At 65.6% G+C, this 23780-nt stretch carries 30 protein-coding genes; 16 read left to right on the top strand and 14 right to left on the bottom strand.

The genetic code is table 11. The annotated features are described in order from the left end of the window. Positions 1-13: 13 nt before the first annotated feature. The 3 genes from AWB70_RS10665 (at position 14) to AWB70_RS10655 (ending at position 2321) form a co-directional block, all read left to right on the top strand. Positions 14-691 carry a glutathione S-transferase family protein gene (locus AWB70_RS10665; RefSeq protein WP_053571759.1) on the top strand — a complete coding sequence of 226 codons (678 nt, stop codon included), beginning with the start codon at positions 14-16 and terminating at the stop codon, positions 689-691. A gap of 120 nt (positions 692-811) precedes the next feature. Next, entirely contained in the window at positions 812-994 is a 183-nt protein-coding gene (locus AWB70_RS10660; protein WP_041733525.1) for a hypothetical protein, read from the top strand. Positions 995-1271: 277 nt separating this feature from the next. Beyond that, complete coding sequence (locus AWB70_RS10655) at positions 1272-2321, top strand: PDDEXK nuclease domain-containing protein (RefSeq protein ID WP_053571760.1); 1050 nt, start codon at positions 1272-1274, stop codon at positions 2319-2321. 176 nt (positions 2322-2497) lie between these two features. Here the strand turns inward: AWB70_RS10655 and AWB70_RS10650 are convergent, their stop codons facing one another. The 3 genes from AWB70_RS10650 to AWB70_RS10640 all read right to left on the bottom strand — a co-directional run bounded on the left by AWB70_RS10650 (position 2498) and on the right by AWB70_RS10640 (position 5049). Continuing rightward, complete coding sequence (locus AWB70_RS10650; protein ID WP_045459451.1) at positions 2498-2815, bottom strand: c-type cytochrome; 318 nt, start codon at positions 2813-2815, stop codon at positions 2498-2500. Further along, positions 2812-4089: a PQQ-dependent sugar dehydrogenase gene (locus tag AWB70_RS10645; RefSeq protein ID WP_053571761.1), complete on the bottom strand. Its 1278-nt coding sequence runs from the start codon at positions 4087-4089 to the stop codon at positions 2812-2814. Before AWB70_RS10645 ends, AWB70_RS10650 begins: the two co-directional genes overlap by 4 nt. A gap of 198 nt (positions 4090-4287) precedes the next feature. Next, positions 4288-5049 carry a hypothetical protein gene (locus AWB70_RS10640; RefSeq protein WP_053571762.1) on the bottom strand — a complete coding sequence of 254 codons (762 nt, stop codon included), beginning with the start codon at positions 5047-5049 and terminating at the stop codon, positions 4288-4290. A gap of 180 nt (positions 5050-5229) precedes the next feature. On the opposite strand from AWB70_RS10640, the gene AWB70_RS10635 reads away from it, so the two are divergent. Continuing rightward, positions 5230-5706 carry an outer membrane lipoprotein gene (locus AWB70_RS10635; protein WP_014252933.1) on the top strand — a complete coding sequence of 159 codons (477 nt, stop codon included), beginning with the start codon at positions 5230-5232 and terminating at the stop codon, positions 5704-5706. A gap of 22 nt (positions 5707-5728) precedes the next feature. On the opposite strand, the gene AWB70_RS10630 is transcribed toward AWB70_RS10635, so the two are convergent. The 3 genes from AWB70_RS10630 to vapB are packed head-to-tail and all read right to left on the bottom strand — an operon-like array spanning position 5729 to position 6821. Continuing rightward, complete coding sequence (locus AWB70_RS10630) at positions 5729-6130, bottom strand: glyoxalase/bleomycin resistance/dioxygenase family protein (protein ID WP_053571763.1); 402 nt, start codon at positions 6128-6130, stop codon at positions 5729-5731. A gap of 47 nt (positions 6131-6177) precedes the next feature. Next, a complete protein-coding gene (locus tag AWB70_RS10625) occupies positions 6178-6585 on the bottom strand; it encodes a type II toxin-antitoxin system VapC family toxin (protein WP_014252935.1) in 408 nt (135 codons plus the stop codon). Next, positions 6585-6821 (bottom strand): type II toxin-antitoxin system VapB family antitoxin, encoded by a 237-nt coding sequence (gene vapB / locus AWB70_RS10620; protein WP_053571764.1) that lies wholly within the window; start codon positions 6819-6821, stop codon positions 6585-6587. Before vapB ends, AWB70_RS10625 begins: the two co-directional genes overlap by 1 nt. A gap of 155 nt (positions 6822-6976) precedes the next feature. Here vapB and AWB70_RS10615 point away from each other — a divergent pair, with 155 nt between their 5' ends. After that, positions 6977-8158 carry a polysaccharide pyruvyl transferase family protein gene (locus tag AWB70_RS10615; RefSeq protein ID WP_053571765.1) on the top strand — a complete coding sequence of 394 codons (1182 nt, stop codon included), beginning with the start codon at positions 6977-6979 and terminating at the stop codon, positions 8156-8158. Here AWB70_RS10615 and AWB70_RS10610 read toward each other — a convergent pair. Then, a complete protein-coding gene (locus AWB70_RS10610) occupies positions 8147-9031 on the bottom strand; it encodes a LysR family transcriptional regulator (protein ID WP_053571766.1) in 885 nt (294 codons plus the stop codon). The two genes, AWB70_RS10615 and AWB70_RS10610, sit on opposite strands and share 12 nt — an antisense overlap. A gap of 103 nt (positions 9032-9134) precedes the next feature. On the opposite strand from AWB70_RS10610, the gene AWB70_RS10605 reads away from it, so the two are divergent. From AWB70_RS10605 to AWB70_RS10595, 3 genes are all read left to right on the top strand, one after another. Next, positions 9135-10682, top strand: coding sequence for an MFS transporter (locus AWB70_RS10605; protein WP_053571767.1), 1548 nt, complete (start codon positions 9135-9137; stop codon positions 10680-10682). A gap of 101 nt (positions 10683-10783) precedes the next feature. Then, positions 10784-11173, top strand: coding sequence for a potassium channel family protein (locus tag AWB70_RS10600; RefSeq protein WP_014252940.1), 390 nt, complete (start codon positions 10784-10786; stop codon positions 11171-11173). Positions 11174-11235: 62 nt separating this feature from the next. Next, positions 11236-11937 (top strand): SDR family NAD(P)-dependent oxidoreductase, encoded by a 702-nt coding sequence (locus tag AWB70_RS10595; protein WP_053571768.1) that lies wholly within the window; start codon positions 11236-11238, stop codon positions 11935-11937. 3 nt (positions 11938-11940) lie between these two features. On the opposite strand, the gene AWB70_RS10590 is transcribed toward AWB70_RS10595, so the two are convergent. The 3 genes from AWB70_RS10590 to AWB70_RS10580 all read right to left on the bottom strand — a co-directional run bounded on the left by AWB70_RS10590 (position 11941) and on the right by AWB70_RS10580 (position 14166). After that, on the bottom strand, positions 11941-12984 hold the full coding sequence (locus AWB70_RS10590) for a sensor domain-containing diguanylate cyclase (protein ID WP_045459464.1): 1044 nt from the start codon (positions 12982-12984) through the stop codon (positions 11941-11943). A 186-nt stretch (positions 12985-13170) separates the two neighbouring features. Then, positions 13171-13611 carry a hypothetical protein gene (locus AWB70_RS10585; RefSeq protein WP_014252943.1) on the bottom strand — a complete coding sequence of 147 codons (441 nt, stop codon included), beginning with the start codon at positions 13609-13611 and terminating at the stop codon, positions 13171-13173. A gap of 111 nt (positions 13612-13722) precedes the next feature. Beyond that, the gene (locus AWB70_RS10580) at positions 13723-14166 is read right to left on the bottom strand and encodes an SET domain-containing protein (RefSeq protein WP_053571769.1); all 444 of its coding nucleotides are present in this window, start codon (positions 14164-14166) and stop codon (positions 13723-13725) included. Between the two features lie 90 nt (positions 14167-14256). Here AWB70_RS10580 and AWB70_RS10575 point away from each other — a divergent pair, with 90 nt between their 5' ends. Further along, positions 14257-14460, top strand: coding sequence for a hypothetical protein (locus AWB70_RS10575; RefSeq protein WP_014252945.1), 204 nt, complete (start codon positions 14257-14259; stop codon positions 14458-14460). On the opposite strand, the gene AWB70_RS10570 is transcribed toward AWB70_RS10575, so the two are convergent. Continuing rightward, positions 14461-14724 (bottom strand): hypothetical protein, encoded by a 264-nt coding sequence (locus AWB70_RS10570; RefSeq protein ID WP_053571770.1) that lies wholly within the window; start codon positions 14722-14724, stop codon positions 14461-14463. It lies immediately after the preceding gene. Positions 14725-14822: 98 nt separating this feature from the next. Between AWB70_RS10570 and AWB70_RS10565 the strand changes: the two genes are divergently transcribed. Beyond that, positions 14823-16211, top strand: coding sequence for an FAD-binding oxidoreductase (locus AWB70_RS10565; RefSeq protein WP_053571771.1), 1389 nt, complete (start codon positions 14823-14825; stop codon positions 16209-16211). Here the strand turns inward: AWB70_RS10565 and AWB70_RS10560 are convergent. Then, on the bottom strand, positions 16208-17263 hold the full coding sequence (locus AWB70_RS10560; RefSeq protein WP_053571772.1) for a DMT family transporter: 1056 nt from the start codon (positions 17261-17263) through the stop codon (positions 16208-16210). The two genes, AWB70_RS10565 and AWB70_RS10560, sit on opposite strands and share 4 nt — an antisense overlap. Before the next feature lie 89 nt (positions 17264-17352). Between AWB70_RS10560 and AWB70_RS10555 the strand changes: the two genes are divergently transcribed. Beyond that, on the top strand, positions 17353-17637 hold the full coding sequence (locus tag AWB70_RS10555; RefSeq protein WP_053571773.1) for a hypothetical protein: 285 nt from the start codon (positions 17353-17355) through the stop codon (positions 17635-17637). A gap of 71 nt (positions 17638-17708) precedes the next feature. Continuing rightward, positions 17709-18047: a cupin domain-containing protein gene (locus AWB70_RS10550; protein ID WP_014252948.1), complete on the top strand. Its 339-nt coding sequence runs from the start codon at positions 17709-17711 to the stop codon at positions 18045-18047. A 2-nt stretch (positions 18048-18049) separates the two neighbouring features. Here the strand turns inward: AWB70_RS10550 and AWB70_RS10545 are convergent, their stop codons facing one another. Continuing rightward, positions 18050-18952: a LysR family transcriptional regulator gene (locus tag AWB70_RS10545; RefSeq protein WP_053571774.1), complete on the bottom strand. Its 903-nt coding sequence runs from the start codon at positions 18950-18952 to the stop codon at positions 18050-18052. A gap of 108 nt (positions 18953-19060) precedes the next feature. Here AWB70_RS10545 and AWB70_RS10540 point away from each other — a divergent pair, with 108 nt between their 5' ends. The 4 genes from AWB70_RS10540 (at position 19061) to AWB70_RS10525 (ending at position 23045) form a co-directional block, all read left to right on the top strand. Continuing rightward, on the top strand, positions 19061-20002 hold the full coding sequence (locus AWB70_RS10540; RefSeq protein ID WP_053571775.1) for a hydroxymethylglutaryl-CoA lyase: 942 nt from the start codon (positions 19061-19063) through the stop codon (positions 20000-20002). Positions 20003-20009: 7 nt separating this feature from the next. Further along, the gene (locus tag AWB70_RS10535; RefSeq protein WP_053571776.1) at positions 20010-21158 is read left to right on the top strand and encodes a CaiB/BaiF CoA transferase family protein; all 1149 of its coding nucleotides are present in this window, start codon (positions 20010-20012) and stop codon (positions 21156-21158) included. Positions 21159-21216: 58 nt separating this feature from the next. Beyond that, positions 21217-22656, top strand: coding sequence for an MFS transporter (locus tag AWB70_RS10530; protein ID WP_041733538.1), 1440 nt, complete (start codon positions 21217-21219; stop codon positions 22654-22656). A 104-nt stretch (positions 22657-22760) separates the two neighbouring features. Then, the gene (locus AWB70_RS10525) at positions 22761-23045 is read left to right on the top strand and encodes a hypothetical protein (RefSeq protein ID WP_053571777.1); all 285 of its coding nucleotides are present in this window, start codon (positions 22761-22763) and stop codon (positions 23043-23045) included. Here AWB70_RS10525 and AWB70_RS10520 read toward each other — a convergent pair. Next, positions 23042-23365: a hypothetical protein gene (locus AWB70_RS10520; protein WP_075644313.1), complete on the bottom strand. Its 324-nt coding sequence runs from the start codon at positions 23363-23365 to the stop codon at positions 23042-23044. The genes AWB70_RS10525 and AWB70_RS10520 overlap by 4 nt on opposite strands. Positions 23366-23780: the final 415 nt, after the last annotated feature.

The following is a 23780-nucleotide window of genomic DNA, read 5'->3' as shown; positions in this document are numbered from 1 at the left end:
GGAGAAAATCGACGTGATTACGCTGCATCATTGCATGAGCGCGCGTTCGTTCCGGCCGCTGTGGGCGCTGGAAGAGATCGGCGTGCCGTATGAACTGAAGATGTTGCCGTTTCCGCCGCGGGTGCTCGCCCGCGGGTTCAAGGACGTGAATCCGCTCGGCACGATTCCGGCGCTGACTGACGATGAAAACGGCGCGCTTTTCATGACCGAATCGGCGGCGATTTGTCAGTACCTGGCGGCGCGCTACTCGCCGGGCGCGCTCGACGTCGCGCCGCACGAAGCCGATTTCGGCCGCTATCTCAATTTCGTGCATTTCGGCGAGGCGACGCTCACGTTCCCGCAAACGCTCGTGCTGCGCTACACGCACCTGGAGCCGCCCGAGCGCGTTCAGCCGCAGATCGCCGAGGATTACGCGCGCTGGTTTCACGCGCGCCTGCGCACGCTCGCGCCGCTGCTCGAGGCGCAGCCGTACTTGTGCACGGGGCGCTTCACGGCGGCGGATATTTCCGTCGGCTATGCGTTGATGCTCGCGGAACTGATCGGGCTGAGCGAGCGCTTCGCGCCATCGATCGCGCAATACTGGCAGCGCCTGCGCGAACGCGACGGCTTCATCCGCGCGATGCGCGCGCAAGAGGCGGCGGCGATCGCGCAGAGCGTGTCGACGGTGCCTTCGCCGCTGCTTCGCCCGTAGCCACCCTCCTTCAAGTCCCCCCGTCCGTAGGGCTGTGCGATTCCACACACAGCCGTACTCTTCAATCACGCGCTGACGTTGAAGCGCCGATTCCGAGAGATCTACTTGACGAGGTTGGCGATGGCCGTCTTTTCCTGGTTCCTGTCGATGATCGTCGCGCTGTTCGCGACGGCCACCATTGCAATGGCGCTGCCGAGCTCCGCCGCCGACGAGCTGAGCGCCACCGCGCCGCAGTCGCTTTTCAGCATCGAGATGAACCGCATCGACGCGATGCTCGCTTCCTGCCTGCCGAAAGGCGACTAAGACTGCCGGCGCGCACGGGGCGCGTCGCTGGGCGTCGGTCGGAAGCAGTGTCGAATCAATGCGTTGCAGCAATACCTGAGGCGATATCCACAGGCTTGTGAACAAAATCTGTGGACAACCCGAAGCATCGAGGCCGAAGAGCCCGAAAACCGAAACCCCTAGCCAGTCGCGAGGGGCGCGTGGGGAGACCACCCTAAACGAAGTCCGAGCGTTCCGAAAAGTCGAATCCGCCGATAATAGCCGTTCACAAACAACCGGCGACGCACCGAGGAACCGCATGACCGCCCAACTTCCCAGCGCCTGGGGCGAGGATTACCGGCGCTGGCTCGCCGAACTGAAAGTTCGCGTCGAAGCCGCGCGCCGGCGTGCGGCGGCCAGCGCGAACCGCGAACTGATCACGCTGTACTGGCAGATCGGCCGGGACATTCTCGATCGTCAGCGGCGGCAAGGCTGGGGCGCGGGTGTCGTCGACCAGCTCGCGCGCGATCTGAAAGCGGCGTTTCCCGACATGCGCGGCTTTTCACCGCGCAATCTCAAGTACATGCGCGCCCTGGCGCAAGCCTGGCCGGACGAGGCATTCGTGCAGCAGCCTGCTGCACAATTGCCGTGGTTCCATCTCTGCACCTTGCTGGACAAGGTCAAAAATCCGGACGATCGAAACTGGTATGCGGACAAGGCGCTCGAACACGGCTGGTCGCGCCAGGTGCTGGTGATGCAGATCGAAACCGCCGCCAGCGCACGCAGCGGCAGCGCCGTCACCAATTTCAGCGAGCGGTTGCCGCCGCCTCAGTCGGACCTGGCACGCGAAGCGCTCAAGGACCCGTACATCTTCGATTTCCTCGGACTGGCCGAAAACGCGCAGGAGCGGGACATCGAACAGGCGCTCACGCGCCATATCACGCGGTTTCTGCTGGAGCTGGGCGCGGGGTTCGCTTTCGTCGGGCGGCAATACCGGCTGGACGTGGGCGGCGACGAATTCTTCATCGACCTGTTGTTCTATCACCTCAAGCTGCGCTGTTACGTGGTCGTAGAGCTGAAAACCACAGCGTTCAAGCCGGAGTACGCGGGCCAGCTCAATTTCTACCTCTCGGCGATCGATGCGCAACTGCGCGCGCCCGACGATCAGCCGACCATCGGACTTCTGCTGTGCAAGGAAAAGAACCGGCTCGTCGCCGAATATGCGCTGCGCGGCGTCGCCAAGCCGATGGGCGTCGCTGAGTATCAACTGCTTCGCGAGGTGCCAGAATCGCTGGAGGCGACGTTGCCGTCCATCGACCAGATCGAGGCCGAACTGGGCGACGGGCTGTCCGAGGGGAACGAAGGCTGAGGGGAATTTCGGGCGAAAAAAAGCCCGCTTCGATGAGCGGGCTTGAATCCACATCGGTTGAGACATGGAGGAGACAGGTCTTAGTATAAACCCTTAAGTCCCCACGTCAATACCTAAATCAAAAAAAATCGCAATCGGGTTTGGTCCGCAGCGAAATTGCAACACGTCCGGCGATGTCACTGCTTGCCGAGGCTGTGGTAATACGCCGAGAGATTGGCCACATCCGCGTCCGACAAGGTTTTCGCCATCATCGTCATCATTTCGTTCTTGCGCGCGCCGGTGCGGAAATCGTTGAGCGCCTTCACGAGATATTCCTCGGTCTGCCCTGCGAGATTGGGCGCTTCGGGCAATTTCGACATGCCGTCGATGCCGTGACACGCCGCGCATTGCGCCGCCTTCGCCCGCCCGGCCTTGATGTCGCCGGCGGCGAACGACGCGTGCGCCGCCGCCGCGAGCAGGCCCGCCAGAAGCGCGCCCGTCAACGCTCTCTTCATTTGGCCCCCGAATACGAGATGCGATAGATCGCGCCCGCGTAGTCGTCGGAGACGAGCAGCGAGCCGTCCTGGAGCACCTGCACGTCCACCGGACGGCCCATGTATTCGCCGCTCTCGGTGAGCCAGCCTTGCGCGAAGACTTCCGGCTCGCCCGCGGTGCCGTCTTCCTTGATCGGGATATACATGATGCGCGCGCCAACCGGCTTCGTGCGGTTCCACGAACCGTGCTCCGCATCGAAGATGCCGCCCTGATACTTCTGCGGGAACATCTTGCCGTTGTAGAACGACATGCCGAGGTCCGCGGCGTGCGCGGCGAACTCGACCTGCGGGAAGACCACGCCCGCCGGCGGATTCTGGTCCTTGTACTCGACCGTGCGCACCTTGCCGCCGCCGTACCACGGAAAGCCGAAATTCTCGCCGGCCTTGGTCGCGTGATCCAGCTCGCCGGGCGGCGTGTCGTCGCCCATGCCGTCGACCTGGTTGTCCGTGAACCACAGCGTCTTGTCCTTCGGATTGAAGTCGAGACCGACCGAATTGCGCACGCCGTGCGCATAGACTTCGCGGTTCTTGCCGTCCTGATCGATGCGGATGATGCCCGCGAGCCCATTCTTGTCGAGCTCGGCGAGCTTGTCCTTCGGCGGCACGTTCCACGGCTGGCCGAGCGCGATATACAGCTTCTTGTCCGGGCCGACGCGGCATGCACGCGCGCCGTGGTTGAAGCTCTCGAATTGCGTCGGAATCAGCTTGCCCTGCGGCACGACGACCGCCGCCGCGACGTCCGGCCCGCCTTCGCCGAAGAACTGCGCGGCGGGAAAGGCGAGCACGCGATTCTGCTCGACGACGTAGAGCACGCCGTCCGGCGAGAAGCACACGCCGTTGGGCACCTTGAACGTCACCGAGGAGGCAAATTGCACGACATCGCTCGCAACGCGCTGCTTCGTCCGGTCCGTCACCTGCCACACGCGATTCTTGCGCGTACCGACGAACACCACGCCCGTCGACGGCTCGATTGCCATGTGACGCGCTTCCGGCACCACCGCGTACAGTTCGATCTTGAAGCCCGGCGGCAGCTTGATCTGTTCGAGGTTCTTGCGCAGTGCATCGGCGGTCGCTCCGCTTTGCGGAATCTTTTCCGCCGGCGTGGCGTTGCCGGTCTGACGGAAGTTCGACAGCGTGTTGACGTTGTCCTGCGCGGCGTTCGCCACATTCGCGAACGGCAGGCAGGCGAACAGGGTGCCTACGGCCAACGGCAAAAGCTTGAGCGTTGTCTTCATCTGGGTTGTCTCCTGTTGTACGGCTTTTTAAGATGCACTGAACAACACACGACCACTCTCGCCGAGGCGAACGGCCCGAGACGCAACCGGACGCGAACGCCGCGACGCTGCCTGCGGTGAAACAATCTTAGGATACAAATTGCCTTTGTAAGCAACGGGCGCTTAACTTTCGCGGCGGTCCGCGTCTTCACGCGGCATCTATTTCCGCCCGTCGAAGAGGAACACGTCCGCGCGATCCGGGCTTGGCAACGCAACCAGCAGTCGGGCGCCGTCGAGCACCGCGTTACCGGTCACGGTCGCATCGGGGAGGGGGCAGGGCGCGGGACCGAACGTCACCGAGACGTCGTATGCGTTCGCGCCTTCGTGCGGCGCGACGGTTCCGCGGAAGATGCAGCCGGAGGTCGTGCTGCCGGCCAGATAGCCGTCGCCGGCCACGGTGATGCGCGTCTGCGTCGTCCCGGCGAGGGACATGCCGCGTCCGCTGTAGAGTCCGCCCGCGTTGGCCTTACTCGGCGCGATGTCGAGCATCGGCGCGGCGCGGCCGGAAAACGCGAGCGCCGCGCCGTCTGTGTCCGCGACGGTGGCGGCGACGGCCGGCGCGTGCGAGAAGTCGGCGCTGAACACGGCCGCCGACGCGCTCGCTTTCCCCACACGATAGTCGAACGCCGAATCGCTGGTGAAACGCCCGTTGCCCGCCTGCGCGCCGTGGGCCGCGACCGCGACGCCCGCGAGACCGGTCCCGCCCGCGCCGCTGTAGAAGAGATACGCGGCGCCGTTGAAGAGCATGAGCAGCGTGGCGTCGGCGGAGCTGCCTTTGAGCGCGCCCTTGTAGACGCCGCCGGGGGGAAGTGTCGCCGTGACCGATCCGGGCGGCGCGGTGGCGGACGTATTGGCGCTGTCCGTCGAACACGCGGCGAGGGCAACGGCGCACAGCACGAGGGAAAGCGCGTTTCTCGTCATTCAGGACTCCGGTCGCGAGCGGTGACGTTCCTGTATAAGCGCTTCAATCATGCAGGTCAAGCGCGCCGCGACGCGTAATTCCGCGCTCATTCGGCCTCTTTACGATGCTCCACATGGCGCCGCGATGCACGAAACGCGGGCCGATTCCAACGAGACATCGTCCGATTCGAGGAGAGAAAAATGAACAAGTCGACTATCGCCGTATGTGCATTGGCCGTCGCCTGCACGGTGGGCATGAGCGGCTGCGCGTCGATGGGCAATTCCGCCGACGTGTACGACAGCATGCAGACCCAGCGCGAACAGACGGTGCGGATGGCGACCGTCGAGAGCGTGCGCCCTGTCACCATCGACGATAACGACGGCCGGCCGGGCGCGCTCGGGGCGATCGGCGGCGGCTTGCTCGGCGCGGTCGCGGGCAGCGCGATCGGCCGCGGGCATGGCTCGCTGCTTTCCGGCGTGATCGGCGGAATCGCGGGCGCGGTGGCGGGCGATCAGGTGCAGGACCGGATGGAAAAGCAGCACGGGCTCGAGATTACCGTGCGGCTGGATAACGGCGATCTGCGCGCGATCACTCAGGCCGCCGATGGCCAGATGTTCTATGCCGGCGAGCGCGTGCGTCTCTTGTCGAGCGGCGGCATCACGCGCGTGACGTCGTGAGCGAAGCGGGGCGGCGCGCCGATCATTCCCGCCGATACATCGACGACTGCGTGCCGCTTTTCGCCCGCCCCCAGATTTCCTCGTCCGTGAGCGTGGTTTCGATCAGCTCGACGGGCGCCTCGCCGTCGCGAATCACCGCGACGCGAAAGCCATCGATCGGTTCATAAGGGCCGAGCAGAATCACGTGGCCTTGCACGGCCTTCGCCAGATCGCTCACCTTGAACGCGGCATGCGGCACCGTGCGCATCAGTTCGGGCAGCGCGCTGCCTTCTTGGAAACGGTGATACTGCACATGCATGAGTTCGCATTCGGCATCGCTCGTGTACATGCGGAACTGCGCGCTGTAACGCTCGCCCGCGCGCGGCTCGCGCGTGGGAATGCCCATGTGATGAAACTCGTAGGTGACGCCGTCTCGTATGAACATCGGTCGCTCCAGCGGACTCGGTCTCGCGGACGTTGACGATGGCCCGCTTACGCGTTGTCGTCAAGCCAGTTTTCAACCGTCACACCGGGATAATGCGCGAAGTCCCTGACATTGTTCGTGACGACGGGCACGCCCAGCGCGACCGCATGCGCCGCGATCAGCTTGTCGAGCGCGCCCTTGTTGCGCTCGCGCGAGGCGTGGCGGATCGGACCATACGCGGCTGCGGCCTCTTCGCCGAAGGGCGCGACTTCGATCAACTCGACGAGCGAGGCCAGATTGGCGCGCTCTCGCTCGGGCCTTGCGCTCATCGCGACGCCGAATTGCAGCTCGGCGTACGTGATGGCGGACATGACCACGTCGCCGACGTAGCATTGCTCGAAGCGCCGGGCGACTTGCTCCGGCTGGTGCTTCATCAGATAGATGCACATATTGGTGTCGAGCAGATAACGCGGCATCAGAAGAACTCCCGATCGTCTTGCTCCGGCTGGTTGCGACCGGACGCCATGAAATCGGAATCGAAGCGCTTGAAGCGGTCGAGCGCGCCCGCGAGCGAGCGGCGCACGGGATGAATGCGCAGTTCGTCGCCGATCCGTTCGATCTCGACCTCGGTCTCCGTTTCCGGATAGGCGAGTTCGGCAGGAATGCGAATGGCTTGCGAGTTGCCGTTGCGGAAGATTCGGGTGATAGGCATGATGATTCCGTGTGTGTACCCTCGTGTGTACTTTAACAGAACTCCGCCAGCAGCGTGCATCAACATGTGTGTTTTCTCCAGAATTTGGAACTGAGCGTTCGTCAGTTCGACGGGTTCATGCTGCCTGTCGAGCGCTTCCTTGAATAGGTGGCCTTTTGGCTAATCCGCGAGCCGCGCACAACGGCCCGATCATCTTCGGCGCGTTCGATCGTCATAACTTCGGCGACATGCTGTTCGCGCACGTCGCCGCGCGTCTGCTCGAAGAACGCTTGCCGGGCATCGAACCGGTGTTCGCCGGATGCGCGCAACGCGACTTGCGCGCGTTCGGCGGCCACGACGTCGCCGCGCTCCCGCAACTCGCAGCGCGCTGGCGCGACGAGCCCGTCACGCTGATTCACGCGGGCGGTGAGCTGCTGACGTGCGATGCATGGGAAGCTGCCGTCATGCTGACGCGCCCCGAGGACGCGCAGTCCTGCATCGCCCGCTACGGCTCGCGCGCGGAAGAGCGCCGCGTCTGGGCGCGCGCGCAACTCGGAACGGACGCGCACGCGCCTTACGTGATCGGCCGGGAGACGTTTCCTTGCGCGGCGTCGATCTGCTTCGACGCAATCGGCGGCGCGACGCTCGATCTGCGCGATGCCGCGCTACGCGACGAAGTGCTGACGAAGCTCCGAACCGCCGACGCCATCGGCGTGCGGGACACGCAAACGCAAGCCACGCTGCGAGGCGCGGGCATCGACGCGCGGCTGGTCCCCGATCCGGCGGCCCTCGTAGCCGAACTCTTCGACGAGCGCATCCAGGCGGCGCGCCCCGTAGGGTCGCGCGGCTATCTGGCCATCCAGTTCAGCGCTGATTTTGGCGACGAAGCCACGCTTGCGCGCATCGCGCATCAACTGGATCTGCTCGTCGAATCAACCGGGCTCGGCATTGCGCTCTTTCGTGCAGGCGCGGCGCCGTGGCACGACGACATCGCCGTATACGAACGCATGACGGCGCGCATGCGCCATGCCGCCGTGAAGATTTTCGATTCGCTGAACGTCTGGGATATCTGCGCGCTGATCGCGCGCAGCGAAGGGTTTGCGGGCAGCAGCCTGCATGGACGCATCGTCGCGATGGCGTACGGCCTGCCGCGCGTGAATCTGCAACACGGCGATGCGCACAAGCAGCGCGCGTATGCATCGACGTGGGAGATCGCGAACGCGCCGGGCGTCGTGCCCATCGACATATTGCACGCGGCCATGCGCGACGCCATGTCGATCCGCCGCGAAGCGCTTCGCCGTCACGGCGCGATGCTCGCACGCGCGCACCGCGCGGGATTCGAAGCGCTACATCTGTGACGCCGCCGCATCGACATAATCGAGATAAGCCCGCACCGCCGGCGCGCGCTCGAAACGCCGATACACCATCGCCACTTCCGATGGCACCGCCTTGCCCGCGATCTCGCGATATTCCACGTCCGGCACCGTCACGCATTGCGCAAGCGAACGCGGCACGACGGCGACATCGCCGCCGAGCGACACGTGCGCGAGCACGGCCGCGAGCGTGCCCGGCTGCGCGACGATCCGCGCCGTGAAGCGCCCGCGCCGCGCCACTTCGAGCGTGCCGGACTCCTGTTCGGGCACGACGAACGATTGCTCGCGCAACTGCGCCGGCGTGATCGTGCTCGACGCCGTCAGCGGCGAATCCGCGGGCAACGCAACGATGAACGTATCGCGATGCACGGTGCGCGCCTCGACGCCTTCCGGAAACGGCACCGGCGGCCGCACGTAGGCGATGTCGATGCGCCCTTCGATCAGCAGCGCGCCCGCGTCACGCATCACGATTTCCTCGATGCCGATCTCGACCTTCGGATAGCGCGCCCGAAAGCCGCGCACGGTCGCCTGCAGCACGCCGGAATACACCGCCGACCCGACATAGCCAATCACGATGCGCCCCAGCTCTCCACGCTCCGCCAGCGCCGCGCGCTCGGCCCCGCGCGCGAGATGTTCGAGCGCGCCGACGGCCTCGCTCAGATAGGCCTCGCCCGCGGCCGTCAGCGCGACCGATCGCTTCGTCCGATGAAACAGCCGCACGCCGAGCAGCCGCTCGGCTTCCTGAATCTGCTTGGTGAGCGCGGGCGGCGCGATGCCGAGTTCCTCCGCGGCGCGCGCGAAATGCAGATGCCGTGCGACGCTCAGGAAACAGCGCACATGACGCAATTCGACAGGCATGGTGTATTCACGATTTCGATAATTATTTGACGATTCTATGTCAATGACAGGAAAGAGCGATGCCACTAGCATCGACGGACCGATCGCTTATCTCGAAATCGCTATGTCATCGACCGCCTCCGACCGCTTCGTGCTGCTCACCGCCTCCGCGACGTGCGCGCTCATCACGCTCGACACGAACGTCGTCGCGGTGGCGCTGCCGTCCATCGCGCGGGATTTTCATGCCGGATTCGCCGAGGTCGAATGGGTCGTGAGCGCGTACATGGTCGCGTTCGCGGCGTGCCTGTTGCCCGCGGGCGCGCTCGCGGACCGCATCGGCCGCCGGAAAATGCTGATCGCCGGGCTCGCCGTGTTCTTTCTCGCGTCGCTCGGCTGCGGACTCGCGCCGTCGGCGCTGGCGCTGAACATCGCGCGCGCGGCGAAGGGCGTCGGCGCGGCGATGCTGCTGACGTCGGCGCTCGCGATCATCGCCAACACCTTCCACGAAGGCGCGGCGCGCGCCCGCGCGTGGGCCGTGTGGGGCACCTGCATGGGCGTCTCGACGACGATCGCGCCGCTCGTCGGCGGCGTCATCACGCAATGGGCCGGCTGGCGCTGGATCTTCCTGATGAACCTGCCGATCTGCGCGCTGCTCGCGTACTGCGCGTGGCGCGGCATACGCGAATCGCGCAACCCTCACGCGGGCGCGCTCGATCTCGCCGGGAGCGCGCTCTTTGCCGCGGCGCTCGCGCTCGGCATCTGGGCGCTGATCGACGCGCAAGCGGACGGCTGGACGGACTGGCGCACCGAAGCGCGCCTCGTCGCGTGCGCGGCGCTTTTCGCCGTGTTCGTGCGCGTGCAGCGCTCGCGCGCGCACGCGATGATCGATCTCGCGCTCTTTCGCCAGCCGCGCTTCGTCGCCGCCGTCCTCGCGATGTTCGGCTACGCCGCCTGCGCGCAAGTGATGATGACCTTCCTGCCGCTCTATCTGCAAAACGCGTTCGGACTGCCGGCGGTGCGCGCGGGCATCGGCATGTTGCCGTTCGCGATCGCGATGGTCGTCGGACCGTACATCGGCGCGTCGCTCGCGAGGCGCATTCCGCCGATGGCGCTGCTCACGCTCGGCCTCGCGATCATCGGCGCGGGCAATCTGCTGACGGCGCTGTTCGCGGGGATGTCGAGCTACGCGTTGATCGCCGTGGGCATGATCGTCACAGGGCTCGGCGCGGGCGTGCTCAATGGCGACACGCAAAAAGCGATCATGGCGTGCGTGCCGGCGCATCGCACCGGCATGGCGTCGGGCATCAGCACGACGACCCGCTTCACCGCGATCGTCACGTCGGTCGGCGTGCTGGGCGCGGTGCTCGCGAGCCGCACGCACGCCGCGCTCGATCTGCACGCGAGCAGCCTCGCGGATCCGAAAGCCGTGCTCGATGCGAGCTTCCTCTCGCGCCTGCTCTCGGGCGACCTCGCCCACGCGGGCGCGGGCAGCGAAGCGATTCTGCGCATCGCGCGCGCGAGTTTCGCGAGCGGCTTCTCGGCGTCGCTCGCCGTCGCGGGCGTGTGCGCGCTGAGTGTCGCCGCCGCGGTCTGGTTGCTCGCGCGGATGGCGTCGGCGCGTGAAAACGTAAAATTTGATGTATCCGGACGCTCGGGCGACATCGTTCGATAGCGCCGGTTCAAGCTGCGGCGCTACGATGGCAGGCCGATGAATCTCCGCGCACGGACGCTCTTTTAGCTGAACGGTTCGCGCGCGGCCCGAGGTTGCAAGTCATGCCAAGCAGCGCCCGCAAGCGTCACGCGTATCCGAAAATCAGGCCCGGCCGGACCCTCATCGAGATGATGAGAGTGATGTGGCATCTCTCGCCGCTCTTTCTCGTCAACATTGCCGGATTCATCGCGCTTGCGGTGACGATGTACTACTTCGGCGGTCCCGTGAACACTGTCGATCACGCGCCGGTCACGTTCGGCGAGACGCTTTACATGTGCGGCGTGACCGGCCTGACGATCGGCTACGGCGACATCGTTCCGACCACGCCGGTCGGGCGTGTCGTCTCGGTTTCCGTCGCGTTCCTCGGCATCCTGCTGACGGGGCTGGTCACGTCGGCGGCGGTGCTGGCCGTGCAGCGGGCCGCCGCGCGCCCCGAATCGGAAGGACAATAGCGTTCCGGGCGTCGCGCCGAAGGGCCGCCGCCGTTTCGACCTACGCACAGGCGGAGAACGCGATGAACACTCTCGAAGGCAGGATCGTCGCCATCACGGGCGGCTTTGGCACTCTGGGACTCGCGACGGCGCGCGTGCTCGCCGGACGCGGCGCGCGCATCGCGTTGATCGGCCACGGCGGCAAGCAGGACGCGTTGCCCGCGCCGCTCGCCGATGCGTGCATCGTGACCGGCATCGACCTGGCGGATGCGAAGTCGGCGCAAACGGCGATGGACGCCATCGTCGAGCAGATGGGCGGCCTGCATGCGCTCGTGAACGTGGCCGGCGCGTTCACATGGCAGACGATCGCGGACGGCGGCGCCGATACCTGGCAAGCCATGTTCGACGTGAACGTGAAGACCGCGCTGAACGCATCGAAGGCGGCGCTCGCGGCGCTGAGCGCGAACGAAGGCGGGCGCATCGTCAACATCGGCGCGCTGGCCGCGATGAAAGCGGGCATGGGCATGGGCGCGTACGCGGCATCGAAAGCCGCGCTGCTGCGCCTGACCGAAGCGCTGGCCGAAGAACTGAAGGACCGCGGTGTGACGGTGAACGCGGTGTTGCCGTCGATCATCGATACCCCGCCGAATCGTCGCGACATGCCTGACGCCGATTTCTCCCGCTGGGTGAAGCCCGAAGCGCTCGGCGCGGTGATCGCGTTTCTGCTGTCGCCCGATGCGCAATGCATTACGGGCGCGGCGATTCCGGTGAGCGGGCGCGTCTGACGATCAGCGCGTCTGCGCCTTGAACGCCTCGCCCTGCATGCCCGCGCGATCTACCGCCGCGATGCGATTGCGGCCGTTGTCCTTCGCGTGATAAAGCTGCGCATCGGTGAGATTGATGAAAGCCGTCACGTCCATGCGATCGCCGGGCACGACCGTGCCCACGCCGAAGCTCGCGGTCACTTGCTGATCGTGCGGCGAGCGCACATGCGGGATCGCTTCGTTGGCGATCAGCGTGCGGCAACGTTCGGCAAGACGCATCGCGGCTTCGGCATCGGTGTCGGCGAGAATCAGCGCGAATTCCTCGCCGCCGAAGCGCCCGAGAAAATGCCGCTCGCCGGCCGCCTCGCCGAGCACGCGCGCGATGCGCTGCAGGCAGGCGTCGCCCTGAACGTGGCCGTAGTAGTCGTTGTACGACTTGAAGAAATCGATATCGATCATGACGAGCGACAGCGGCTTGCCCGCTGCCTTCGCGGCGTCCCACTCGCGCGCCATGACGTTGTCGAAGTGGCGCCGGTTGCCGACGCCCGTGAGACTGTCGCTGAACGACAGGCGCTCCAGTTCCCGCTGCAACTGCGCGAGCTTTTCCTCGGTGCGCTTGCGTTCGCTGATGTCGAACATGAAGCCGATCAGCGCCTCGACTTCGCCCTTGCCGTTGCGCTCGACATGCACGACGTCGCGCAGCCAGACATAGCCGCCGTCGCGGGTGAGCGCGCGGTAATCGGCTTCGTGGTCCGTACCCGCCTTGGACTGGCCGACGCAGAAGTTGACCACGGCTTCGCGGTCATCCGGATGCATGCGCTCGGCCCAGTCGTGCACGGTCTTCCAAGACGAAGGCGCCCAGCCGAGCAGCGCCTCGATCTGCGGCCCGATGTACACGAATTCCATCGTCGCCCAGTCGATCTTCCAGGGAATCGCCTTGGTCGATTCGAGCAGCGTGCGATAGACGGCGTGATCGTCCTCGCCGAGCGCGCGTTGCGGCGGCGCGAGGGTGTCTTCGTGCCGCAGGAAGGCGGCCTGGAGCGGGCTTGCGGAAGAGTCGCGTTTCATCGGATCGAGTGGCTGCAGTGGCTGATGACGTCAGCGTGTTTATCGGCAGCGCACGGCGAGTTCTGAAGGGGGGCTTGGAGTGGGATAGGGATGCGTGGGAGCGCGTTTCGGACTCTACGGTGTCCTCAAGGCGAAAACGCGCTCGTCGGCCGCGCCGTGTCCGACGCCGAGCCTCCCCCCCCCACCTCAATCGTAATGACGATGCTTGTGATGCCGCTTGCCCGACCGATGGCCGCGCGAATAGTCGTCCGCATACGAGTTCGAGCGCGACACGTTGCCGCCGAGCGCCGCACCCGCGCCGCCGCCCAAAGCCGCGCCGACGAGGCCGCCGCTACGGCCGCCCATCGCGTTGCCCGCCGCGGTGCCGGCGCCGCCGCCAAGCGCGCCGCCGACGATCGCGCCGGTGCGCTCCCTGCGATTCGACGTGACCGCACCACCCGCGCCGCCGCCCACCGCGCCGCCGATGACCGCGCCCGTGCTGCCGCCCACCGCGCCACCCAGCGCAGCGCCGGCCACGCCGCCAAGTGCGCCGCCAAGCGCGTTATTCATGTCGCCGGCCACAGCCGGCAGCGAAGCCGCAGCGGCGATCGCCGCGATACCGACCATCTGCACGATTTTTTTCAACATAAGAGGCTTTTCGTTTTTTTGAGACGGGGCTGAGTATAACCGCCCATCGAAAGGCCTCTGTAACTTGCCGGTCTTACCCCGGTAAGAGCTGTAACAAAATCATCTGCGCAATTACCGGCTTGCCGAGAGCATCGTGCCGCGGCAGCCGGGCGCGGAACATCGGCACGCGTAGAGCCGCTTGACGGCCGCGGTGCGCCGGCCATCCACGGTCAGGCAATAGTCGATGAACAACTCCTGTCCCTTCCCGATCGGCCTGATCGCGCGGATGAACACGCGCTCGCCGTCCTGCTCCGCCTCGCAATTCGGCGCGCAACTGTGATTGAGCCAGCGCGCGGAATTGCCGCCGCGCGCGCCATCGATCACGCTGCCGTCGTCGAGACCGAAGAGGAACGTGTGACCGTTCTCCGCGTTCGACTTCTCGTGCATGCGCTGCGCTTCCTTCCACGAGAGACGCAAACCCTTGTATTCGAGCAGCAGCGCGCCCGTGGGCAGATCGGCGAGAGCGAAGACGCCCCGGCCATGTATGGGCGACGTGCGGACAGTGATTCGACGCATGGTGTGGCGGATCGCAGTGAGGATGTCTGGTATTTGAGAGAAGGCGTGCGCATCGCTATGATGTGGCCGTCATAAATCGTTGTCACGTCCATGCCCGCAGTTTCTCCCCGCAAGAGCAGGAAGCGCAAGCCGTTACGCGGCTCGCTTGCGCGATATCGAAACCGTATCGTCGAAGTGCTCGGAGAGGCGCGCGGCCAGCGCGTGATGATACGGTCGATTCATGACGATGGCGTTGAGCGCCGCACCGCAGTGAAGTGGATCAACCTGCTGCCGCTCGACACGGAGTTGTTCTAGCTAGCTTCGGCACAACCCGCGCGCCTGTTCCAGCAACGCAGCCGCGGCAAGAAACTCCTTGCGGCCCGCCATCGTGAGCGCGGCCATTGCGGTGTCCTTGAAGAGTTCATCGTTCGATACGGCCGCCGCGCGCCCTTGCCGCAACCGGAAGAACGCCAGCATCTCGAACGCCTGAGCGCGCAGGTCATCGCTCGCGCCAGCCGCCACCAGTTCCGCCGCGCCGGTCAGTTGCGTCAGCGCGCTTTCGAAGTCGGTCCGTTCCATCGTCACCCTCGCTGCACGAGCCCGCCGGTCATTGTCGCGCGTTTTGGTTCAAACTATCGCATCTGACATCGACACAAGACAACAAACGGAGACGACGCATGGCGGCAAGCGAAGCAGTGATGGCATTGCGTGAAGCGCTCGGCGCGCAGGTCGTGGCGCTCCCCGATGAATTCGGCGACAGGCGCGTCGCGGACTGGAGCGGCATGCCCGGCGCCACGCCGCTTGCGATCGTCCGTCCGCGCACGACGGAAGAAGTCGCCCGGGCGCTCGCCATCTGTTCGCGCTGCAAGCAGGCGGTCGTCACGCAAGGCGGTCTGACCGGGCTCGTCGGCGGCGCGAATCTGCTCGGCGGCGAAGTGGCTTTGAGCCTCGAACGGATGAATCGCATCGTCGAGATCGATGCGATCTCCGCCACGATGACCGTCGAAGCCGGCACGCCGCTGCAAGTCGTTCAGGAAGCGGCGAGCGAGGCGGGCTTCTACTTTCCGCTCGATCTCGGCGCGCGCGGAAGCTGCACCATCGGCGGCAATCTCGCGACGAACGCGGGCGGCAACCGCGTCATCAAGTACGGCATGATGCGCGATCAGGTGCTCGGCGTCGAAGCCGTGCTCGCGAGCGGCGAGACCGTCGGCGGGCTGAACAAGATGATCAAGAACAACAGCGGCTACGACCTGCGGCACTTGTTGATCGGCAGCGAAGGCACGCTCGCGGTCATCACGCGCATCGTCTTGCGGCTGCGGCCGAAGCCCACCGCAACGGCCACCGCCTGGTGCGGCCTGCCGGATTTCGCCGCCGTCACCACGCTGCTCACGCGCGCGCAGGCGAGCCTCGCGGCAGGCGTGTCCGCGTTCGAAGTGATGTGGGCGGGCTATCACGACACGGTCATCGCCAATCTGAAGAACCTGCGCGCGCCGCTCGCCGATGCGCATCCGTTCTACGTGCTGCTCGAAAGCGTGGGCGCCGATCCCGCGCGCCACGGCGAGGCGTTCGAGGCGTTTCTCGGCGACATGCTCGAAGCGGGCATCGTGAGCGACGCGGCGATCGCATCGAACGAAGCGCACGCGCGCGATTTCTGGGCGATCCGCGATGCGCCCGGCGAGTACGACCGCTTCATCCCGAACTACGCGGCGTACGACGTGAGCTTCTCGATCGCGCAGGTCGGCGAGGCGGCGGCGCAGTGCGAGGCGCGTCTGCGCGCGCGCTGGCCCGACGCGATCGTGATGACGTACGGCCATCTCGGCGACGGCAACATTCATATCGTCGTGGACGTGCCCGGCCGCGGCAAGCAGGATCACGACGATCTCGACGCCGTCATTTACGACGTCACGCGCGAGTTCGAAGGATCGATTTCGGCGGAGCACGGCATCGGCACGAAGAAGCGCGATTATCTGCATCTGGCGCGCCGCGAAGCCGATATCGCGTCGATGCGGGCGATCAAGTCGGCGCTCGATCCGCACGGCCTGCTCAATCCGGGCAAGGTGTTCTAGCCGCGCGTGTGCGCATGCCTGTGATGCACGTCGGGGAAATGCGCGTGCGTATGCGTGATCGGCAGATGCACGTGCGCATGCGTGTGCGGTTCGTCGCCGGACCACGGAAAGTCGTGTTCATGCCGATGATGCGCGTCATGCACATGCCGATGCGTATGTTCGAGCCGCTCGTGCGTGTGCTCGTGTTCGTGCCGCTCGCGCACGTGCAGCCATACGCCGAGCGACATCAGCGCGGCGGCGATCCAGAACGCGGCGCCGGGCGCTTGCGGCCACAGCGCGAGCGAAAGCGCGACGCCGAACACCGGCGCGACCGAAAAGTATGCGCCCGTGCGCGCGGTCCCGAGATGCCGCAGCGCGATCACGAATAGCACGAGACTCACGCCGTAGCCGCCGAAACCGGTCGTCATCGCGGCGATGGCGATGCGCGGCGCGGGCAGATGCGCGCCCATCGCGAAGGCGATGCCGAGGTTCGCCGCACCCGCGACGAGCCCTTTCGCGCAGGCGATCACCATGGCGTCGGCGGTGGCGATCTTGCGCGTCAGATTGTTGTCGATGGCCCAGCACAGGCACGCGAGCGCGATCAGCAGCGCACCCGCCGACGCATCGGTCGCGCCGGGCTGCCACGCGAGCACGATGCCGCCCGCGACGATCGCGGCCATGCCGAGAAACACCGGCATATCGACGTTCTCCCGAAACACGATCCACGCGATCGCCGCTGTCAGCACGCCTTCGAGGTTGAGCAAGAGCGCGCTCGTGGCGGCGGGCGTGCTCGTCAGGCCGAGCATCAGCAAAGCCGGACCGGCGACGCCGCCGAACGCGATCGCTCCGAACAGCCACGCGCACTCCCGCGCGCCGACGCCCCTCGCCTGCGCGCGCAAGAGCGTGCGGCCGAGCAGGACCGCGCCCAGCCCGACGCCGCTGCCGAGATAGAACAGGCCCGCGACCATGAACGGCGGCATGGGGCCGAGCAGCGCCTTGGCGATCGGCGTGGTGGCGCCGAAAAGCGCCGCGGCGGTCAGTGCGGTGAGGATCGATGCGAATCGGCTGTCCATGATGAATCAGTCTAGTCGATGCTCATTCTTCTCTCATTCTCCCGCGGCAGAATCCTCCCATCGACAAAACGGCAAAAAGGAGACGGCACTTGAAAGCGATCAAACATGCAATCCTGGCGTGCAAACTCACCTTCGGCCTCGTGACCATCGCGCAGGCGCATCCTTTCATCGGCGTGGGCATCGTGGGCGGGCCGGTGTTTCCGGTCGCGTCGAGCGCGCAAAGTGCGCCGCCGCTGCCGGTCTATGCGCGCGCGACGGACTCAGGCCCCGCGCCGTTGCCGCCCGATGCGCCGCCGGTGCGCTACTTGCAACCGGCCATCGGCAATATCGCGGCGATCATGGCGCGCGCCGATGCGCCGGATGTTCGCCTGTAAGTCAATCGCGCTCACATCGAAGCAAAAATAATTCGTTTGAGCCGTGGCGCGCGCCGCGTTAGCCTGAACCGATGAGCGAAATCATCGACTATGCGGCGATCGCCGACGCCGCGCGCGACGGCTACATGAATCGCGTCGTTTCCACCGTCAACGATCACGATGTTCACATCAGCGTGATGGACGCGCCGTATCGATGGCACGTTCATCCGAACTCCGACGAGACTTTCGTTTCGGTGGAGGGCACGCTGATCATCGAGTTCGAGGAAGGCGTCGTGGAATTGCGCGCCGGTCAATTGCTGACGGTGCCCGCCGGAAAACGGCATTGCACGCGGCCGGGCGGCGCGCGGTCGGTCAATCTGACCATCGAGAAAAAGGACACGGAAACGGTGTTCTGCGACGCGCCTTCCTAAAGCTAAAGCAACGCGCGCGCTTCGAGATGCTCGACGAGGCGCTGCGCGGCGGGCTGAAGCGTATCGAAATCGCGAAAGCACACGACGAAGCGGCGCTTTGCGAACGCATCGGAGAGCGGCACTGCTTCGATGCCGAGCGCCTGCCGGTACGTTCCGGCGACTTCCATCGGCACGACGCTGATGCCCAGCCCCGCCGCGACGACGCGAAACGCCGCGTCGAAACTCGACACGATCACGCGGTACGACATCGTCTTGCCCGCCTGCGCGGCCGCGCGCTGCAACATCGTGTGAACGGCGGTGGCGGGGGGCAAACCGACATGCTCGAATTCGAGCGACTCCTCGAACGCGACTGAACGGCGCTTCGCCAGCGGATGACCGGCGGGCACCGCGAGCGCCAGCCGATCGTGCCGGTACGCCCGATGCCGCAAGCCGCGCAGATCGACGCTGTCCCAGCACACGCCCACCGACGCCACGCCTTCGCGCAACTGCCGCACGAGATCGTTCGACAGGCGCTCCTCCACATCGACCTTGATGTTCTGGTTCGCGGGCTCGCGCATGAACGACGCGATATCGTCGAGCAGCGCCTCCGCAATCGCCGAGGCCGACGCGCAAATGCTCACGCGCCCCTTGAGGCCGCCGCCGAACGCGGCGACATCGTTCGCGATGCGCTCCATCGTGAAGAGCACGCTGCGCGCGTGTTCGAGCAGCGCGATGCCGGCGGGCGTCGGCTCGACGCCGCGCCGCGAGCGCGACAGGAGCGGCACGCCGAGCGAGGTCTCCAGTTGCGCGATGCGCTTGCTGATCGCGGAAGGCTCGATGTGCGATTCCGCCGCCGCACGCGCGATGTTCTGGTGTTCGCACACCGTCACGAAGAGACGCAGCGTTTTCAGATCGATATCGCGCATGGAGACATTCCGGATGGGAAGCATGGGCCTTCCAAAATACCGCTTTTAGGGCATTTGCGGAATGTCTAGAGTCGAGCTCATACACACACAAGACCCGGAGACAAACCCATGCCCGCGTTCCCCCAGAACGCCGTGATCCGCGAAGTCGGCCTGCGCGACGGCCTGCAAAGCATTCGCACGATCGTGCCGACCGAACGCAAGATCGAATGGATCGGCGACGCCTACGCCGCCGGTCAGCGCGAAATCGAAGTCGGCTCGTTCGTGCCCGCGCGCCTGCTGCCGCAACTCGCGGATACGGCCGAGCTCGTCGCCTATGCGAAGACGCTGCCCGGCCTCTTCGTTTCCGTGCTCGTGCCGAATCTGCAGGGCGCGCAGCGCGCCATCGACACGCAAGCCGATCTGATGCTCGTGCCGCTTTCCGCGAGCCGCGCGCATAGTCTCGCGAACCTGCGCAAGACGCCGGAGGAAGTGGTCGCCGAAGTCGCGCGCATGCGCGCCGCGCGCGACGCGGCCGGTTCGAAGACGATGATCGAAGGCGGCATCGGCACGGCGTTCGGCTGCACGCTTCAGGGCCGCGTCGAGCACGCCGATGTGCTGCGCCACATGCAGGCCTTGCTCGATGCGGGCGCGGATCGCGTGTCCATTGCCGATACGGTCGGCTATGCCGGTCCCGCCGCCGTGCGCGCGCTGTTCGAGAAGGCGCGGGAGATCGCAGGCGAGCGCTTCTGGTGCGGCCACTTCCACGACACGCGCGGCCTCGCGCTCGCCAACGCGTATGCCGCGCTCGACACCGGCGTCGCGCGCTTCGATGCGACGCTCGCGGGCATCGGCGGCTGTCCGCATGCGCCGGGCGCGAGCGGCAATGCGTCGAGCGAAGACCTGGCGTTCATGCTCGCCGGCATGGGTATCGAAACCGGCATCGACATTTCCGCCTTGCTGACGCTGCGCGCGAAGCTCGCGCGCTGGCTCGACGGCGAGACGCTGCATGGCGCGCTCGCGCTCGCGGGCCTGCCCGTCACGTTCGACACGAAAACCGCAATCGAAGTCTGAGGACGCTATGAGTCATTCAACCCTGCCGCTCGAAGGCGTGCGCGTGATCGAGTTCACGCATATGGTGATGGGACCGACCTGCGGCATGATCCTCGCGGATCTCGGCGCGGAAGTCATCAAGATCGAGCCGCCCGGCGGCGACAAGACGCGCAATCTGCCGGGACTGGGCATCGGCTTTTTCCGGTCGTTCAATCGCAACAAGAAGAGCGTCGTCATCGATATCAACACGGATGAGGGCCGCGAGGCCGCGACGGAACTGATCGGCGAATGCGACGTGCTGCTCGAAAACTTCCGCCCCGGCTTGATGGCGAAACTCGGGCTCGACTACGAAACGTTGTCGAAGGCGCATCCGAAGCTCATCTACGTTTCGCACAAGGGCTTTCTGCCCGGCCCGTACGAAAAGCGTCTCGCGCTCGACGAAGTCGTGCAGATGATGGGCGGTCTCGCGTACATGACCGGTCCGGCGGGCCGGCCGCTGCGCGCGGGGACCTCGGTGAACGACATCATGGGCGGCATGTTCGGCGCGATCGGCGTGCTTGCCGCGTTGCGCGAACGCGATCTCACCGGGCGCGGCCAGGAAGTGCAGAGCGCGCTTTTCGAGAACTGCGTGTTCCTCTCGGCGCAGCACATGCAGCAATTCGCGATGACGCGCGAAGCGCCGCCGCCGATGCCCTCGCGCGTCTCGGCGTGGAGCGTCTACGACGTCTTCACCCTGGCCGAAGGCGAGCAGTTGTTCATCGGCGCGGTCAGCGACAAGCAGTTCGTCACGCTGTGCGACGTGCTCGCGCGCCCCGATCTCGCGCAAGAACCCGAGTTCGCGACCAACGCAATGCGCGTCGCGGTGCGGCCGCATCTGCTCGAACGGCTCGGCGAGATTCTCGCGCATCATCGCGCGGACGAACTCGCGCCGAAGCTCGAAGCGGCCGGCATTCCGTACGCGCCGATCATGCGGCCCGAGCAGTTGCTGGACGATCCGCATCTGAAGGCGAGCGGCGGACTCGTGCCGATGCAGACCGACGACGGCGGCACCACCGATGTCGTATTGCTCCCGCTCACGATGGGCGGACGCCGCCCCGGCGTGCGCCAGCCGCTCGCGCGCGTGGGCGAGCATACGGACGAAGTGCTGGGCCGGCTTTCCAAACGCGTCATCGCATGATGTGAAGCGAAGGGCGCACATAAAAACCAGCGCCATCGTCAATTCAGGAGACAAGACAATGCAGCCAACCTTCAGCGCGGTCGCCGAGCCGCTTGCATCGCCCGACGTCCGCGTCGCCACGACGCCCGGCGCGCACATTTCCGCGCGCATGGATCGCCTGCCGGTCACGCGGCATCTCTGGATGCTCGTGTTGCTCATCTCGCTCGGCGGCTTCTTCGAAATCTACGATCTGATCTTCACCGGCTATATCGCGCCGGGCATGGCCAAAAGCGGCCTCTTGCAGACGACCACGCACGCGTTCTTCGGCTTCACGGGCATCGCGGGTTTCATCGCGGCGACCTTCGCGGGACTGTTCATCGGCACGTTCTTCTTCGGCTGGCTGCCCGACCGCTACGGGCGGCGCAGCGTGTTCACGGTCTCGCTGCTGTGGTATTCGATCGGCTCCGCGATCATGGCGTTTCAGACGACGCCCGAAGGCGTGATCTTCTGGCGCTTCGTGACGGGCATCGGCGTGGGCGTGGAGATCATCACCATCGACAGCTACGTGACCGAACTCGTGCCGCAACACATGCGCGGCCGCGCGATGGCGTTCAATCAGATGGTGATGTTCGCCGCCGCGCCCGTCGCCGCGATTCTGTCGTACTGGCTCGTGCCCGAAACCGTGTTCGGGCTCGACGGATGGCGTATCGTCGTGCTCGCCGGATCGGTCGGCGCGGTGATCGTGTGGTTCATCCGGCGCGCGGTGCCCGAAAGCCCGCGCTGGCTCGCGATGCACGGCAGGCACGACGAAAGCGAACGCGTCGTGAGCGAGATCGAACGCGTGGTCGAGCGCCAGTCGGGCGCCGCGCTGCCGCCGCCCGCGGCTGTCGTCGAGCAGCCGGCGCACCGGCGCGCATCGCTGTCCGAGTTGCTGCGCGCGCCGTATCGCTCGCGTCTCATCATGCTCATCGTCTTCAACTTCTGTCAGGCGATCGGCTATTACGGCTTCGCGAACTGGGTGCCGACGCTGCTCATCGGGCAAGGCATCACCGTCACGAAGAGTCTGCTGTATTCGTTCATCATCGCGTTCGCGTTGCCGGTGGGCCCCATGCTCGCGATGTTCTACGCCGATCGCATCCAGCGCAAATGGCTGATCGTCGGCGGCGCGCTCGTCGTGATCGCGAGCGGCATCGCCTTCGGACAGATGAAATCGCCCGCCGCGCTCATCGCGCTCGGCGTGCTGATCTCGCTCGCGGGGCAGACCATCTCGGTGTGCTATCACGCGTATCAGACCGAGCTCTTTCCGACGGCCGTGCGCTGCCGTGCGAGCGGCATCGTGTACTCGGCGAGCCGCGCGGGCGCGATGATGTCGGGCTTCATCATCGCGTTCCTGCTCAAGGACTTCGGCGTGCCGGGCGTGTTCACGGGCATCACGGTCTTCATGCTGATCGTCGCGCTCGCGATCGGCCTGTTCGGGCCGAGAACCAACGGGCTGCGTCTCGAAGAACTGAATCACTGAGGGCGGCGCGTCCGGCCTTACGCGGGAACGATCCGTGCTGCGAGCGCAGTGCGACGGCGGCCAGCGTGTGCCGCCGCGCCGTTCGATAGTGACGGGGTGATCCGATGATACGGTCGTACAACCACAAGGGCTTCGTGCTCGAAGTCGCGATCGAAACGAGTTGCAGGCTGGTCCCGCCGCCTGGCGCGATTCACTATCTGGCGAGCGTGACCATCAGCCGGTCGGGCAGGCCGGTCACGGCGTTTTCGCCGCTGCGCATGGGCAGCAATGCGTCGAGCTTCGTCTCGGCCGAGGACGCGCTGATGTGCGCACACACGGCGGCACGCGCGCTCGTCGACGACTGGGTGGGCGCGGTGTCGTCGCCGCCCGGGGCTACGCGGTCGAGCTAGGCGGCGGCGCGCCGGCTCTGCTGTCCTTCTTCCTGCACGTCGGCGGCGGAAGAAGCGGACTCGAGCGCGCTGTCCAGCAACGCGAGCTTTTTCTGAAGCAATGCGACGCGCTGGCTTTGCGACGGCACGAGATCGTATTGCTCGTCCAGTTGCGCGACGCGCATGTCCCAATATCGCGCGGGCAGGCGATCGGACGCCACGCTGGGATCGACGAAATTCGCCAGGATCATCTCAAGATGCTGAAGCTCGCGCTCAGCGAGTTGGGCGGGTCGACGCTGTCGAAACGCGGGGACGGTGGTCGCATTGGCACTTCTCTTCATGGCACTGTTCCGGCTGATTTTGCAGAGACCTCTATTTAAGCAATTCATGTACCGCACAGGGAATTCAAAGCACTACAAGATGTTTCGAATTGAAACGATGCTGGCCAAACCCGCGGCGGGCTCAAGCGGCAAACGTTTGGGCGCTGGTTACACATTTATGAATGGCAGATGAAATTTCTTGCGGATGCATTGCGGAAGCTGGCGGATTGCACGTCCCGCGCCGCATTAGTGCGCAAAGTTTTCAAAGCGAACGGGATATTCCGTAAAACATATCGCGTTTAGCGCATTTATGCGTCTAAATGCGAGTCGTTCCGATATCCGTGCGAATTCTCGCGAGAAATCGTTTGGAAAACTGAATATTTCGCGCGACGTAGAAAATGCGAGACGATTAAAACGTCGCAAGCGCGCATATTGA

This window comes from Caballeronia cordobensis, assembly GCF_001544575.2.
Classification (GTDB): Bacteria; Pseudomonadota; Gammaproteobacteria; order Burkholderiales; family Burkholderiaceae; genus Caballeronia; species Caballeronia cordobensis.
Note: the sequence above shows the minus strand (reverse complement) of the source record. Positions and strands in the feature narration are given on the sequence as shown.

Bases quoted from the DNA above. Each gene is read 5' to 3' on its own strand.
- AWB70_RS10660 (WP_041733525.1), top strand. From the start codon at position 812: ATGGCCGTCTTTTCCTGGTTCCTGTCGATGATCGTCGCGCTGTTCGCG.
- AWB70_RS10655 (WP_053571760.1), top strand. From the start codon at position 1,272: ATGACCGCCCAACTTCCCAGCGCCTGGGGCGAGGATTACCGGCGCTGG.
- AWB70_RS10650 (WP_045459451.1), bottom strand. From the start codon at position 2,815: ATGAAGAGAGCGTTGACGGGCGCGCTTCTGGCGGGCCTGCTCGCGGCG.
- AWB70_RS10645 (WP_053571761.1), bottom strand. From the start codon at position 4,089: ATGAAGACAACGCTCAAGCTTTTGCCGTTGGCCGTAGGCACCCTGTTC.
- AWB70_RS10640 (WP_053571762.1), bottom strand. From the start codon at position 5,049: ATGACGAGAAACGCGCTTTCCCTCGTGCTGTGCGCCGTTGCCCTCGCC.
- AWB70_RS10635 (WP_014252933.1), top strand. From the start codon at position 5,230: ATGAACAAGTCGACTATCGCCGTATGTGCATTGGCCGTCGCCTGCACG.
- AWB70_RS10630 (WP_053571763.1), bottom strand. From the start codon at position 6,130: ATGTTCATACGAGACGGCGTCACCTACGAGTTTCATCACATGGGCATT.
- AWB70_RS10625 (WP_014252935.1), bottom strand. From the start codon at position 6,585: ATGCCGCGTTATCTGCTCGACACCAATATGTGCATCTATCTGATGAAG.
- vapB (WP_053571764.1), bottom strand. From the start codon at position 6,821: ATGCCTATCACCCGAATCTTCCGCAACGGCAACTCGCAAGCCATTCGC.
- AWB70_RS10610 (WP_053571766.1), bottom strand. From the start codon at position 9,031: ATGCCTGTCGAATTGCGTCATGTGCGCTGTTTCCTGAGCGTCGCACGG.
- AWB70_RS10605 (WP_053571767.1), top strand. From the start codon at position 9,135: ATGTCATCGACCGCCTCCGACCGCTTCGTGCTGCTCACCGCCTCCGCG.
- AWB70_RS10600 (WP_014252940.1), top strand. From the start codon at position 10,784: ATGCCAAGCAGCGCCCGCAAGCGTCACGCGTATCCGAAAATCAGGCCC.
- AWB70_RS10595 (WP_053571768.1), top strand. From the start codon at position 11,236: ATGAACACTCTCGAAGGCAGGATCGTCGCCATCACGGGCGGCTTTGGC.
- AWB70_RS10590 (WP_045459464.1), bottom strand. From the start codon at position 12,984: ATGAAACGCGACTCTTCCGCAAGCCCGCTCCAGGCCGCCTTCCTGCGG.
- AWB70_RS10585 (WP_014252943.1), bottom strand. From the start codon at position 13,611: ATGTTGAAAAAAATCGTGCAGATGGTCGGTATCGCGGCGATCGCCGCT.
- AWB70_RS10580 (WP_053571769.1), bottom strand. From the start codon at position 14,166: ATGCGTCGAATCACTGTCCGCACGTCGCCCATACATGGCCGGGGCGTC.
- AWB70_RS10575 (WP_014252945.1), top strand. From the start codon at position 14,257: ATGCCCGCAGTTTCTCCCCGCAAGAGCAGGAAGCGCAAGCCGTTACGC.
- AWB70_RS10570 (WP_053571770.1), bottom strand. From the start codon at position 14,724: ATGGAACGGACCGACTTCGAAAGCGCGCTGACGCAACTGACCGGCGCG.
- AWB70_RS10565 (WP_053571771.1), top strand. From the start codon at position 14,823: ATGGCGGCAAGCGAAGCAGTGATGGCATTGCGTGAAGCGCTCGGCGCG.
- AWB70_RS10560 (WP_053571772.1), bottom strand. From the start codon at position 17,263: ATGGACAGCCGATTCGCATCGATCCTCACCGCACTGACCGCCGCGGCG.
- AWB70_RS10550 (WP_014252948.1), top strand. From the start codon at position 17,709: ATGAGCGAAATCATCGACTATGCGGCGATCGCCGACGCCGCGCGCGAC.
- AWB70_RS10545 (WP_053571774.1), bottom strand. From the start codon at position 18,952: ATGCGCGATATCGATCTGAAAACGCTGCGTCTCTTCGTGACGGTGTGC.
- AWB70_RS10540 (WP_053571775.1), top strand. From the start codon at position 19,061: ATGCCCGCGTTCCCCCAGAACGCCGTGATCCGCGAAGTCGGCCTGCGC.
- AWB70_RS10535 (WP_053571776.1), top strand. From the start codon at position 20,010: ATGAGTCATTCAACCCTGCCGCTCGAAGGCGTGCGCGTGATCGAGTTC.
- AWB70_RS10530 (WP_041733538.1), top strand. From the start codon at position 21,217: ATGCAGCCAACCTTCAGCGCGGTCGCCGAGCCGCTTGCATCGCCCGAC.
- AWB70_RS10525 (WP_053571777.1), top strand. From the start codon at position 22,761: ATGATACGGTCGTACAACCACAAGGGCTTCGTGCTCGAAGTCGCGATC.
- AWB70_RS10520 (WP_075644313.1), bottom strand. From the start codon at position 23,365: ATGAAGAGAAGTGCCAATGCGACCACCGTCCCCGCGTTTCGACAGCGT.